The sequence below is a fragment of the Nonomuraea sp. NPDC049480 genome, assembly GCF_044465905.1.
Lineage (GTDB): Bacteria > Actinomycetota > Actinomycetes > Streptosporangiales > Streptosporangiaceae > Nonomuraea.
In genome coordinates this window covers 223,030-235,911 of record NZ_JBITMD010000001.1, presented here as the reverse complement: position 1 = coordinate 235,911, position 12,882 = coordinate 223,030, and the positions used below count along the sequence as shown (strand labels likewise).

At 70.8% G+C, this 12,882-nt stretch carries 12 protein-coding genes; 6 read left to right on the top strand and 6 right to left on the bottom strand.

Annotated elements, in window-relative coordinates; translation table 11 throughout:
- Positions 1 to 16: 16 nt before the first annotated feature.
- Positions 17 to 2,014 (bottom strand): hypothetical protein, encoded by a 1,998-nt coding sequence (locus ACIBX3_RS01140; protein WP_397111795.1) that lies wholly within the window; start codon positions 2,012 to 2,014, stop codon positions 17 to 19.
- A gap of 228 nt (positions 2,015 to 2,242) precedes the next feature.
- Between ACIBX3_RS01140 and ACIBX3_RS01135 the strand changes: the two genes are divergently transcribed.
- From ACIBX3_RS01135 to ACIBX3_RS01120, 4 genes are read left to right on the top strand one after another with little or no spacing between them, the layout of a single operon-like run.
- Positions 2,243 to 2,794, top strand: coding sequence for a MarR family winged helix-turn-helix transcriptional regulator (locus ACIBX3_RS01135; RefSeq protein WP_397111793.1), 552 nt, complete (start codon positions 2,243 to 2,245; stop codon positions 2,792 to 2,794).
- Positions 2,778 to 3,713, top strand: coding sequence for a co-chaperone YbbN (locus tag ACIBX3_RS01130; protein ID WP_397111791.1), 936 nt, complete (start codon positions 2,778 to 2,780; stop codon positions 3,711 to 3,713). Before ACIBX3_RS01135 ends, ACIBX3_RS01130 begins: the two co-directional genes overlap by 17 nt.
- A gap of 9 nt (positions 3,714 to 3,722) precedes the next feature.
- Positions 3,723 to 4,352 (top strand): AAA family ATPase, encoded by a 630-nt coding sequence (locus ACIBX3_RS01125; protein ID WP_397111790.1) that lies wholly within the window; start codon positions 3,723 to 3,725, stop codon positions 4,350 to 4,352.
- A gap of 56 nt (positions 4,353 to 4,408) precedes the next feature.
- Entirely contained in the window at positions 4,409 to 5,818 is a 1,410-nt protein-coding gene (locus tag ACIBX3_RS01120; protein ID WP_397111788.1) for an NAD-dependent malic enzyme, read from the top strand.
- A gap of 185 nt (positions 5,819 to 6,003) precedes the next feature.
- On the opposite strand, the gene ACIBX3_RS01115 is transcribed toward ACIBX3_RS01120, so the two are convergent.
- The 4 genes from ACIBX3_RS01115 to ACIBX3_RS01100 form a co-directional block, all read right to left on the bottom strand.
- On the bottom strand, positions 6,004 to 6,504 hold the full coding sequence (locus ACIBX3_RS01115) for a hypothetical protein (protein WP_397111786.1): 501 nt from the start codon (positions 6,502 to 6,504) through the stop codon (positions 6,004 to 6,006).
- Positions 6,505 to 6,672: 168 nt separating this feature from the next.
- On the bottom strand, positions 6,673 to 8,226 hold the full coding sequence (locus ACIBX3_RS01110; RefSeq protein WP_397111784.1) for an FAD-dependent oxidoreductase: 1,554 nt from the start codon (positions 8,224 to 8,226) through the stop codon (positions 6,673 to 6,675).
- Positions 8,227 to 8,238: 12 nt separating this feature from the next.
- Complete coding sequence (gene glpK / locus ACIBX3_RS01105; protein WP_397111782.1) at positions 8,239 to 9,699, bottom strand: glycerol kinase GlpK; 1,461 nt, start codon at positions 9,697 to 9,699, stop codon at positions 8,239 to 8,241.
- A gap of 87 nt (positions 9,700 to 9,786) precedes the next feature.
- A complete protein-coding gene (locus ACIBX3_RS01100) occupies positions 9,787 to 10,536 on the bottom strand; it encodes an IclR family transcriptional regulator (protein ID WP_397111780.1) in 750 nt (249 codons plus the stop codon).
- Between the two features lie 244 nt (positions 10,537 to 10,780).
- Between ACIBX3_RS01100 and ACIBX3_RS01095 the strand changes: the two genes are divergently transcribed.
- Positions 10,781 to 11,392 carry a TetR/AcrR family transcriptional regulator gene (locus ACIBX3_RS01095; RefSeq protein WP_397111778.1) on the top strand — a complete coding sequence of 204 codons (612 nt, stop codon included), beginning with the start codon at positions 10,781 to 10,783 and terminating at the stop codon, positions 11,390 to 11,392.
- Between the two features lie 161 nt (positions 11,393 to 11,553).
- Positions 11,554 to 12,132: a YqgE/AlgH family protein gene (locus ACIBX3_RS01090; protein WP_397111776.1), complete on the top strand. Its 579-nt coding sequence runs from the start codon at positions 11,554 to 11,556 to the stop codon at positions 12,130 to 12,132.
- Here the strand turns inward: ACIBX3_RS01090 and ACIBX3_RS01085 are convergent.
- The gene (locus ACIBX3_RS01085) at positions 12,129 to 12,737 is read right to left on the bottom strand and encodes a TetR/AcrR family transcriptional regulator (protein WP_397111774.1); all 609 of its coding nucleotides are present in this window, start codon (positions 12,735 to 12,737) and stop codon (positions 12,129 to 12,131) included. The two genes, ACIBX3_RS01090 and ACIBX3_RS01085, sit on opposite strands and share 4 nt — an antisense overlap.
- Positions 12,738 to 12,882: the final 145 nt, after the last annotated feature.

Sequence of the window (12,882 nt, the reverse complement as noted above, 5' to 3'; positions counted from 1 at the left end):
ACCCGCTGACCGATCATCATTGCCAGCCGTTTGGTGACATCTCCGATTCCGCCGGTCGCCAACCGGCCCCCGACCTGCCCAACGCCCGGCCGCCCTTCACTCCGCCGGCCGGCTCACGCTGCGCGGTGCCGGCCGGCATGCCCTGCGCGGTGCCGGCCGGCATGCCCTGCGCCCGGCCTCTGTGGTGCCCACCGTGTCCTCCTCCGCCCCGTGCCGCGCCGTCCTGCGGTCCGCCGGGTGCTCCGCCGCTGTGGGGCACGCCGGGTGGCCTGCCGCCGTGCGGTCCGCTTCCTGGCGCGCCGCCCTGCGGCCCGCCGTGTGCGCCGCCGTGCGCACCGCCGCCGTGGGGCCCGCCGGGTGCCCGGCCGCTATGAGGCCCGCCGTGTGCCGGACCGCCCCGCTGTCCCCCCTGTGCTCGGCTGCCCTTCGCTCCGTTGACCGGCGGCGTGCCCGCCGCTCCGCCGGTGCCTGCCGCGCCCGGGGCGCCCGGAGCCGCCCAGTGGGGCGCGCCGTCCGGTCCGGTCGTACCGCCGTTCGTCGAGCCCTGTCGCACCGACGATGCGTCGCCGCCGGCGGCGACCGGGATCCACGCGTCGGCGTGCGCCGGGGAATGTCCCGGCGGCCGGCCCCGGCCGTCGTGCGGTCCCCACCCCGCCGCGGGCTCCGACCCCGGCATACCGGGGGTCGTGTTCGCGGCCGGCGTGGGGTCCGGGTACACCGGGTACACGTGGCTGGACTCCGGGGTCGGCTGCGCGGACGGCGGCGGCGCCACCTGCGCCCGCGCCGGCCCTCCGCCGAAGTGCGTGCTCGACAGCCCGCAGTTCTGGAAGTCGCTGAAGAACATCCGCAGCCACTCCCGCCGCTGGTGCTCGCTCAGCCACGAGAACCACGACGCCGCGTACTGGTGCTCCGGCAGCGGCCCTCCGGGCAGCGGCTCCCCGCGCAGCCAGGCCATCACGATCTCCCGGTATCCGCCCGCCACCGTGCCGGGACACCTGGCCGCCAGGGACTCGATGTACTCGTACGCCGCCTCCTCCGCGAACCCCGCGGAAAGATCCGGCACGTGGATCGGCGCCAGCCCGCTGGACGGCTTCAGCTCGTCATCGAGCGGCCGCTGCTCCACCCGTGTGAACGCGGCCGGCGTCCCGGCCAGCCTCGAGGCGATCTGCGTGAACGCCGCCCCCAGCTCCGTCAGCCCCGCCCGCATCCCCGGATGCACGCACACTGTGATCGGCCACTCCTGGCAGCTGTAGGCGATGTCCTCGGCGGCGGCCGGCCTGGTCTGGGTCAGCACCCGCGACACACCCATGCCCGCCGCCAGCACCGCCAGCAGCGCGCACGCCAGCACCAGCGCCTGCCTGGTCACCAGTGCCGCCCAGCCGAGCAGCAGCGCCGCCGTGATGCCGAGCAGCCAGATCGTCTGGTCGAAGAACGGCGCCCCGCTCAGCCCCTGGAACAGGTCGTACGGCTCCCCGGTGCCGGGCGCCAGCTTGTCCGCCCAGCCCCGGTCGTCGGCCAGCCACGAGAACGCCCCGTAGCAGGCCAGCCCGGCCAGCGGCGGTGTGAACGTCCTGGGCAGCACCCACCCGGCCACCCACCCGATCACCGAGTAGAGTGCCAGCCCCGCCATACCCATGCCCAGCCCCGACAGGCTCAGCCGGCCCGCCTGGTCGGTCAGCACCGTCTTGATCGCCAGCACCAGCACCGTCGCCGCGAACGAGCCCAGCACCACCACCACGATGGCCAGCGGCGCCTTGAGCGCCCGCCACGTCGTGAGCGAGCGGCCACGCAGCGCCCGGCGCTTTCGCAACGCCACCCACGCGGCGAAGGCCGCGGCCACGGGCCCGGTCAGCCGGAGCGACCCGATGACCGCGGCCACGATGTTCTCCCATGCGTCCACGCCTGGAATGAGGACGTTCCACGCCGCGACCAGGCCGACAGCCAGGAGCACGGCAACCGTGACGGCCGCGCTCTGCTTCAGCTCCTCTCGTGAAACGCCCGCGTGCTCACGCAACCTTTGTCCCGTTGAAGTTCATCAAGCACCCCCCGTGCCCCTCGGCAAGGCGGAAGCGATCAGTCCGGCCGGTCCCCACAGGCTGATGGACTTGGCTTCCGCGTCACCATACGTACGAGAACCATAACTGAGCGTGATGATTGATGTCCGTATTCTTGGTCAAGCGAGAAAGCCTGTCGCTCCAGGTGGCCAGACGAATCGGGATCAGCGGCGCGCTACCGTAGCGCTGTGTCGCAGCCGAAGCCTCTCAATCTGCCGTTCGACCCCATCGACCGCGCCGCGGAGAGCTGGCGCGCCCACTTCGGGCCCTCCGCCGCCATGGCGGCCGTGACCTCGATCATGAGAGCGCATCAGATCCTGCTGTCGCAACTTGACTCGCTCCTGAAGCCATATGACTTGACCTTCGCCAGGTACGAGGCGCTGGTCCTGCTGACCTTCAGCAAGACCGGCGCGCTCCCGCTGTCGAAGATCGGCGAACGCCTCATGGTCCACCCCACCAGCGTCACCAACACGGTGGACCGGCTGGAGAAGTCCGGATACGTGCGACGGCTCCCCAACCCGCGCGACGGTCGCGGCGTCCTGGCCGAGATCACCGACGCGGGGAGAGCCGTCGTGCGGCGGGCCACCGGCGATCTGATGGCCGCCGATTTCGGCCTGGGCATGTACGCCGAGGACGAACTTCACCAGATGTTCGACCAGTTGCGCACGCTCCGCGTCGCGGCCGGTGACTTCGAGGTCCCTCCGATGCGGCAAGATGAGGAGCATGGCGGACTTCTCTAAGCCCGGGTCGCTCTACGGAGCGATAGACCTGGGCGCGCGCAAGCAGGCTCTGGAGGCGCAGACCCGGCGGGAGGCGGCAGGTCCCCAGGCGGCCGCGTCGGCCTCGGTCGTCGACGTGACCGAGGAGACGTTCACGACCGACGTCGTCGACCGCTCCATGGGGGTGCCGGTCGTCCTCGACCTCTGGTCTCCCCGGGCGCCGGGCAGCGCCCAGCTGAGCCCGGTGCTGGAGAAGGTCGTCGGCGACATGGGCGGCCGGGCGGTCCTGGCCAGGGTCAACGTCGACGCCAGCCCGCAGATCGCCCAGGCGCTGCGCGTGCAGGCCGTGCCCACCGTTCTGGCGATCTTCCAAGGACAGGCCGTCACCGGCTTCCAGCAGGTCCTGCCCGAGCAGGAGGTGCGGCGCTGGCTCGACGAGCTGATGGCCGCGGTCGAGCAGTTCTACCAGGCCAACCCCGACGCCCGGCCCCCGGCCGACGGCGACGAGCAGGAGCCCGCCGGCCCGCCCGCCGACCCCGACATGGCGGCCGCCGAGCAGGCCGTCGAGCGCGGCGACCTCGACGCGGCGGCCGAGGCCTACCAGCGGCTGCTGGCCCGCGTGCCCGGCAACGAGGACGCCAAGATGGGCCTCGCCGGCGTCCAGCTGATCAAGCGCACGGAGGGCACCGACCCCGCCGACATCCAGCGGCGCCTGCAGGATCCGGCCGACATCGACGCGCAGCTGCTCGCCGCCGACCTGGAGATGCTTTCCGGCGCGATCGACGAGGCGTTCGACCGCATCATCGCGGTGGTCAAGCGCACCTCCGGCGACGAGCGCGACAAGGCCAGGCGTCATTTGCTCGGCCTGTTCGACGCATTGCCCGCCGACGACCCATCTTTGGCGAAAGCACGTAGAGCTTTGGCGAGCGCACTGTTCTAACCTGGCTCTATGCAGGTCGTCACCATATCGGCGACATACGGCACGGCCGGCGGCCAGATCGGCCCGGCCGTGGCCGAGCGGCTCGGCGTGCCGTTCGTCGACCGCGCCATCCCCAGCGCCGTCGCCCAGGAGCTCGGTTGCACGCTCGAGGAGGCGCTGGCGCACGACGACCGCGCCGAGCACGGCCTCGGCAGGCTGCTGTCAGGGGCGATGCGGCTGCCGACCGTCACGTTCGGGGGCGTGGACATGTACGTCCCGGGCGCGATGCCCCTCGCGGCCGAGGAGTTCGTCCGGCGTACCGAGCGCATGATGAAGGAGACCGCCCGCATTCAGGGCGGCGTCTTCCTGGGCCGGGCCGGCGCCGTGGTCCTCGCCGACCATCCCGGCGCGCTGCACGTCAGGCTCGACGCCCCGGTCAAGCGCCGGATCCGGCAGACGGCCACGCTGGGCGAGATGAGCGAGCGCGAGGCCCGCCGGATCATCGACGACAACGACCGCGCCAGGATGGCCTATTGGCGCACCTTCTACCGCACGGATCCGGCGGATCCGTGCCAATATCATCTGGTCGTCGACAGCACCACGATTCCCGTCTCTGCCTGCGTCGATATCATCGTGACCGCGGCCGAGGCATTGGATTGACCTGACGCCCCCTAACATGGGAGGACTTCTTGGTCAGTCCCGAAGGAGCGATTGACGTGGCGACCGTCCCGAGTGTGTCCTACTCCATCACCGTGCGGCTCGAGGTGCCCGCAGGCGGCAAGGCCGTCAGCCAGCTCACCCATGCCGTCGAGTCGGCTGGAGGCGTGGTGACCGCCCTCGACGTCACCAACGCCGGTCACGAGAAGATCCGCATCGACGTCACGTGCGCCTCCCGGGACACCGACCACGCGCAGGCCATCGTCGACCAGCTTGAGGCCGTCGAGGGCGTCGTCATCCACAAGGTGTCGGACCGCACGTTCCTCATGCACCTCGGCGGCAAGATCGAGATGAAGTCGAAGGTGCCGCTGCGCAACCGCGACGAGCTCTCGATGGCGTACACCCCGGGCGTGGCGCGCGTGTCGATGGCGATCGCGCGCAACAAGGAGGACGCCCGGCGTCTGACGATCAAGCGCAACTCGGTCGCCGTCGTCACCGACGGCTCGGCCGTGCTGGGGCTCGGCAACATCGGCCCCGAGGCGGCGCTGCCTGTCATGGAGGGCAAGGCGGCGCTGTTCAAACGGTTCGCGGGCATCGACGCCTGGCCGATCTGCCTGGACACGCAGGACGTGGACGAGATCGTGCGCACCGTGCAGGTGATCGCGCCCGGGTTCGGCGGGATCAACCTGGAGGACATCGGCGCCCCGCGCTGCTTCGAGGTGGAGCGGCGGCTGCGTGAGCTGCTCGACATCCCCGTCTTCCACGACGACCAGCACGGGACCGCGATCTGCGTGCTGGCGGCGCTGACCAACGCGCTGCGGGTGGTGAACAAGGGCATCGAGAGCGTCAAGATCACCATGGCGGGCGCGGGGGCGGCCGGAAACGCCGTGCTGCGGCTGCTGCTCGCGTCCGGGGCGCGCAACGTGATCGTCTGCGACTACCTGGGGGCCGTGCACAAGGGCCGCGACGACCTCGACGAGTCGCTGCGCTGGATCGCCGACCACACCAACGCCGAGGGCTACGCCGGGGATCTGCGAGGGGCGATCAAGGGTGCCGACGTCTTCGTGGGGGTGTCCGCGCCGGGCATCCTGACGGGGGACGACATCGCCACGATGGCCACGGACGCGGTGGTGTTCGCGCTGGCCAACCCGGAGCCCGAGGTGTCGCCGGACGACGCGCGGGAGCACGCCGCCGTGGTGGCCACCGGACGCTCCGACTACCCCAACCAGATCAACAACGTGCTGGCCTTCCCGGGGGTGTTCCGTGGACTGCTGGACGCGCAGGCCGTCGGGGTGACCCAGGAGATGCTGCTGGCCGCGGCGGGCGCCCTGGCCGCCGTCGTCTCGCCGGAGGAGCTGGGGCCCAACTACATCATCCCGAGCGTGTTCCACCCGGACGTGGCGAGCGCCGTCGCGGCGGCGGTGCGCGAATCGGCCGGCGGGCGCGCCCGCGGCTTCACCGAGGCGTAGCGCGCCCCCTCGTGGCGGCGGCGATGCGTTCGTCCGTTGCCGCCGGGTATTTTTCGTTACGGCGGGGGCCAAGGGCACGCCAACCGCGGCCGCTGCCGGCCCGCGCCTGAAGGTCCGCGTCACCCGTACGTGCGGAGTGGGCCGTGGCGTCTGCGGAGGACGCTTTCGCCCCGGGTCGGTGGGCCTTATCGGGTCGTGTCCGCCGACTGGGTGATGGCGGGCATCAGGCGGTAGCTTTCCTGGAAGACCAGGTTGTGGGCGTCGCCGCCGGCGATCACCCGCAGGATGTCGAGTTGCGCCCGCGCGTCCGCCGCGTCGAAGACGTTCATCGGCCAGTCCCCGACCGTGTTCCCTCGCAGGTGCGGGTGGTGGAAGCCGACGCCGTAGTGGGCGACGACCGCGATCGGCTGCACGTGGCTCGCGCGCTGCTCCGCCCACGTCAGCGACCACATGGCGTTGAGCCCGCCCTCCTTGGACCGGGTGACCCCGCTGGCCACCACCTCGCCGGTGCCGAGCAGCAGGTCGGCGTTGAACTCGTCCAGCACCTGCCGTGCCACGGGGTCGAGCAGCTCGACCGCCATGACGAACAGGCGCTCCTTGTCCTCCCGGGAGACGGCCCGGCCGTGGACGCCGTCACGCAGGTCGCGGAAGTGGCGGATCAGGGCTTCGTTCATGGGAGTGCGCATGACTCCCTTCTTCCCCGACAGGCGGATTGACCACCGATCTCGCCGAACTACTCAGCGTCCCCGCAGCGGCCGCTCTCCACTCCGCCGCGGCGGCGTGCATGGCGTGAGGCAGAGGGCCGGTCGCGCGGCGTCGATCCCCTAGGACGATGCGGTGGTCAGGTACGGGGTCTAGCCACCGAGCAGCTCCGTGATCCTGGCGCGCACCTCGGGCGTGTCGAGGCCCCGGACCGTGAGCGTGGTGCGGCGGCGTACGACGTCGTCCACCGTGGCCGCCCACTCATGGTCGCGCGCGTAGACCGCCTGGGCCCAGATGTCGGGCCCGTCCGGGTGGATGCGTTCGCCCAGCGCCGGGACCTCGCGGATGAGCCTGGCCAGGTCGAACGCGATCGACCCGTAGTGCGTGGCCAGGTGCCGCGCCACCAGCGGGTCCATGCGGGCGCTCCGCTCCCGGTCGGTCCACAGCCGCATGGCCACCGCGTCCGGACTGGCCAGACCCGGTAGGGGCACGGCGGGCAGGATGTCGGCCAGGTCGTCACCCAGCGGCCGGCCGGGCAGGCGGGAGAGCATGTCGAAGACGTGCCGGCCGATGTGCCGGTACGTCGTCCACTTGCCGCCCGCCACCGACAACATGCCGCCCTTTCCCCTGGTCAGCACGGTCTCCCGCTTGGCCGCCGCCACGTCGCCGGGGCCTCCGGGCAGCACGCGCAGCCCCGCGAAGGCGTAGGTGATGTCCTCGCGCCTGAGCTGCGAGTCGCGTACGGAATGCCCCGCCTCGTCCAGGATCTGCGCGATGTCGCCCTCGGTGGGACGCACCTCGGCCGGGTCGCCCTCGTACGCCTCGTCCGTCGTGCCCAGCAGCAGGTGGTCCTCCCACGGGATGGCGAACGACACGCGGTATTTGTCGATCGGCGTGGTCAGCGCCGCCTTCCATGGCTCGTGCCGGCGCAGGACCAGGTGCGCGCCCTTGGAGAGCCGGATGCTCGGGGCCGCGTCCGGGTCCTCCATCCGCCGCAGGTGGTCCACCCACGGCCCGGTGGCGTTCAGGACCAGGCGGGCGGACACGCCGAACTCGGTCCCGTCGAGCCGGTCGCGCAGCTCGGCCCCGGTCACGGTGCCCGCCACGGTGCCGCCGGTCGTGCGCAGGCCGACGACTTCGGCGTGGTTGAGCACGATCGCGCCCGCGTCCACCGCGGCCCGCACGGTCATGACCGCGACGCGGCTGTCGTTCATCTGGTGATCGCCGTAGACGGCGGCGGCCCGCAGGCCCTCGCCGCGCAGGGCCGGCACCCTGGCCATGGCCTGGTGCGGGGTGATCACTTTGCCCATGCCGTCGCCGAACACCGACAGCGCCGAGTACAGGAACACCCCGGCGCCCAGCTTGGCGGCCCCGTGCGGCCCGCCCTTGTAGATCGGCACCAGGAACGTCAGCGGCTTGACCAGGTGGGGAGCGATGTCGGCGGCCAGCGCGCGGCGCTCGCGGTGGTTCTCGGCGACCAGCTTGACGTTGCCGGTCTGCAGGTAGCGCAGGCCCCCGTGGACGAGCTTGGACGAGGCGCTGGAGGTGGCGCCGGCGAAGTCGCCCGCGTCCACCATCGCCACCCGCAGCCCGGCCTGCGCCGCCATCCAGGTCACGGACGTGCCCAGAATGCCGCCGCCGATCACGAGCAGGTCGAAGGCGGCGCTGGACAGCTCCTCCCGGATCTCCGCACGGTATGTCCCCATCGCGGTTTCCATCTATTGCTCCACCCAGTCGAGTGTGCGGGCCACGGCCTTCTTCCAGTTGCGGTACTCACGCTCGCGCGCGGTCTCGTCGATCGCCGGGCGCCATTCGGCGGCCTTGTGCCAGTTGGCGCGCAGGCTGTCGATGTCCGGCCAGTAGCCGGTCGCCAGGCCCGCGGCGTACGCGGCCCCAAGGGCCGTGGTCTCCGACACCATGGGCCGGATCACGGGCACCGCGAGCACGTTCGCGAGCGTCTGCATGAGCAGGTTGTTCGCGGTCATGCCGCCGTCGGCGCGCAGCGTGGTCAGGTCGAGGCCCGAATCGGCGTTCATCGCGTCCACGACCTCGCGCGTCTGCCAGGCGGTGGCCTCCAGCACGGCCCGCGCGATGTGCCCCTTGGTGACGAACCCCGTCAGCCCCGCGATCACGCCGCGCGCGTCCGAGCGCCAGTGCGGTGCGAACAGGCCCGAGAACGCCGGCACGAAGTAGCAGCCGCCGTTGTCGTCGACGGTCTTGGCCAGCGTCTCGATCTCTGCCGCGCTGGAGATCAGGCCGAGGTTGTCGCGCAGCCACTGCACCAGGGAGCCGGTGACCGCGATCGCGCCCTCCAGCGCGTACGTGGCCGGTGTCTCGCCGATCTGGTAGCCGACCGTGGTCAGCAGGCCGTGCTTGGAGACGACGGGCTCGTGGCCGGTGTTCATCAGCAGGAAGCTGCCGGAGCCGTAGGTGCTCTTGGTCTCGCCGGGCGCGAAGCAGGTCTGCCCGAACAGCGCCGCCTGCTGGTCACCGAGCGCCGAGGCCACCGGGATCCCGTCCGGCGTGCGCCCGTAGACCTCGGCGGACGGGCGGATCTCCGGCAGCATCGCGCGCGGCACGCCCAGCGCCGCCAGCAGCTCGTCGTCCCAGGCCAGCGTGTGGATGTTCATCAGCATCGTGCGGCTGGCGTTGGTGACGTCGGTGACGTGGCGGCCGGTGAGGTTCCACAGCAGCCAGCTGTCCATCGTGCCGAACAGCACCTCGCCGCGCTCGGCCCGCTCCCGCAGCCCTGGGTGCTCGTCCAGCAGCCAGCGGATCTTCGGCCCGGAGAAGTAGGTCGCCAGCGGCAGCCCGGCCTTCTCCTTGAACAGCCCCTCGTGCTCGGCCAGCGCGTGCGTCAGCGGCGCCGTGCGGGTGTCCTGCCAGACGATCGCCGGGCACACGGGCCGGCCGGTCGCCCGGTCCCACAGCACGGTGGTCTCCCGCTGGTTGGTGATGCCGAGCGCGGCGATGTCGAGCTCACCCGTGGCTTCGGCCAGCACACCCCGCACGGCCTGCCAGATCTCCTCCGCGTCGTGCTCCACCCAGCCCGGCTTGGGGAAGATCTGGCGGTGCTCGCGCTGGGCGACGGAGATGATGTTGCCGGCCTGGTCGAAGACGATGCACCGGCTGGACGTGGTGCCCTGGTCGATGGCTGCGACGTAGTGCGGTCGAGGCACTGGGGTTCCTCGCAAGGTTCAGGTTCGACAATGTCGAACAACATGAGAAATATTATTCGGTCGCGCGGGGGCGTTCAACTCTTTTCATCAGCGGGCCAGGTCGCGCGTGATCGTGCGGGCCGCGTCCCGCACGTAGGAGACGAACTCCATGTGCAGGTGTCCTTCCGGCGCCAGCCGCTCGACCGCGCCGCGGATTCCTATGGCGCCCACCACGATGCCGCGCGAGTCCTTGATGGGCGCGGCGATGGCCACCTCGCCCTCGGTCAGCTCCTCCATCTCGGCCGCCCAGCCGCGCGTCCTGACAAGCTCGAGCTCCGCCTCGAGATGTCCGGGATCGACGATCGTCTTCTTGGTGTGGGGCTGCAGCGGCCGCGCGATGGCCTCGCCGTACGGGTCCCAGGCCAGCAGGACCTTGCCCAGCGCGCTGGCGTGTGTCGGCAGGTACGTGCCCACCTGCAGCGTCTGCATGCTGTCGTCGGGCCGGAAGACGTGATGGATCACCAGCACGTGGCCCTCGTGCAGGGTGCCGATCCAGGCGCTCTCCCTGCTGCGCCCCGCCAGCGCGTCGGCCCAGTTGATGGCGCGGGTGCGTAGCTCGTTGACGTCGAGGTAGCTGCTGCCCAGGTGGAGGAGCGTGGCGCCGAGGCGGTACTTGCCCGTGGCCTGGTCCTGCTCGACGAACCCGACGCGGACCAGCGTGCGCAGGATGCCGTGCAGCGTCCCCTTCGGCAGGCCCAGCGCCCTGGCCAGCTCGGCCACCCCGAGCTGCCGGGGGCCGGAGGCGAGCAGTCGCAGGATGGCGGCGGCCCGCTCGACCGACTGAATCGTCTCTCCCACAATCGGAACCCTAGCGCAGTTGAGTTCGGTATTGCCGAACGCTGTCGCCACATCGCTGTCCCGGGGCCCGCCGGCTTTACAATTGCGCCGGCGGCAACGCTTCCTCCAGCCACAGCGCCCGGACCTCGCGAACGAAGCGGTCGGCAACTCGAGCCCAGGAACAGCCCGCGCCGCCCACACCGTGGAGCTTAAAGGGATAGTCATCCCGTTAGTTGGGCATGCCGTAGTGCGTTGAGGAGATTTGATGGAACAACTTTCCCGCGTGGCGGGAACCGTGCGGCCCGGCGGCCGCACAGCGCGGGTACGCGCGGCCGTGCTCCAGGCCACGCAGGACGAGCTGGTCGAGCACGGCTTCCACGGTCTCACCATGGATCAGGTGGCCGCCGCGGCGGGTGTCGGCAAGACCACGGTCTACCGGCGCTGGGGGAGCCCGGCGGGCCTGGTCACCGACCTCATGACCGAGCTGGCCGACCAGTCCTCGCCGCACTCCGACACCGGCTCGATCGAGGGGGACCTGCGTGCCAACGCCCTGGCCGTGTGTGAGGCGGTCAACGACGGGCGGCTCGGGGCCACGTTCCAGGCGATGATCGCCGCGGCCACCTGCGACGAGCAGGCGGCCAACGCCCTGCGGGCCTTCTATCGGCGCCGCGTCGAGGAGTGGGCCGGCTCCGTCGAGCTGGCCGTCAAGCGGGGGGAGCTGCCCAGGGGGACAGACGCCATGGAGGTGATCCGGGCGGTCTCGGCCCCGCTCTACTACCGCCTCGTGGTCACGCGGGAGCCGGTGACGCCCGAGGTCGCCGAGCAATCGGTGCGGCGCACGTTGGCCGCCGCCCGGGCCGGGGCGTTCATCCCCTAGGGACCGCGGACGGCCTGACGGGTCTGGTTGCGCAGCGTCGCTGCCACCCGTCCGAATCGGCAGGCGTGATTTCCACTACCCAAAGTGCTCAGACGAATATGAAAGGTAACATGAGCCCACTGGGGGAGCGCGAACCCCCCTCGACCGTCCATCATGGATGTATGGCGGAAGCGATCTACGTCGGCGGTTTGTTGGTGGCGACGCCGCTTCTCGACGACCCCAACTTTCGGCGTAGCGTCGTGCTGGTTCTCGAACACGACCACGACGGCGGGACTCTTGGCGTGGTGCTCAACAGGCCGAGCGACATCTCGGTGACACAGGTGCTCCCTGTGTGGGACCCGCTGGTGACCGGGCCGTCGGTGCTCTTCGAGGGCGGGCCGGTGCAGACCGACAGCGCGCTCGCGCTGGCTGCGGTCCCGAGCGGCGAGGAGCCGCTCGGCTGGCGCAGACTGCATGCCGGCACCCCTGCCGTATCCCGGCTCGGCACGGTGGACCTGGACGCCCCGCCGGAGATCCTGCAGGGCGAGATCGCGCAGATGCGCATCTTCGCGGGGTACGCGGGCTGGTCGTCGGGGCAACTGGAGAGCGAGATCGCCGAGGGCGCCTGGTACATCGTCGACTCCGAGGCCGGCGACACGTTCCACGCGGACCCCGGCTCGCTCTGGCGGCACGTGCTGCGCCGGCAGCGCGGCGAGTTGGCGTTCGTGGCCACGTGTCCGGACGACCCGACGATGAACTAGCGGTCCCAGCCCGGCCGGAGTGAGCGTTCGGCCAGTGCGATGGTCTCCGCCATGCGGCTGGTGACCTCCGGCAGGGTCCCGTCGCGGCGCGGGCACTCGAAGCCGACCCGCAGCGTACACATGGCGAACGCCACGATGAGGTGCGAGAGCTGGTCGTTGTCGGGGTCGGCGCCCCGGCGCGCGGCCACAAGCTCGGCCAGCCGGCGCTCGGTCTCCGCGCCCCTGGCCACCGACTGGCCGATCAGACGCGGATTCTCGTCCAGGATTCGGCGCAGCTTGAGGAACCTCCCGGACTCCTCCGGCGTTGAGTCCTCCATATCGCTCAACACCGCGCGCAGCGCGTACATGAGGGCGGTGAACGGGGACTCGTCCTCCGGGCGGGACGCGAGGGTGTCCAGCATGATCTCCTCGCCATGGTCGTGGAACCACAGCACCAGATCATCCTTGCTGGTGAAATAACGGAAGAAGGTGCGAGGGGAGACGTCGACGACCCCTGAGATCTGCTCCACCGTGGTCGACTCGTATCCTTGTTCGAGGAAAAGGTCGAGCGCCGCGTCAAGGATCGCCAGGCGCGTCTTCTCCTTCTTGCGTTCCCGTAGACCCACCGTGGTCACTCCCTCGACATCTTTCTGTCACAGTGTGCCATAAGTCACCTGGTGCCTATTAAAAGTCAGTTGTCATCTGTCATGGACTGACATACATTACCTGAGGCTTACGAGATCTATGCCCGTGTCCTGGGCGTATTGCGTA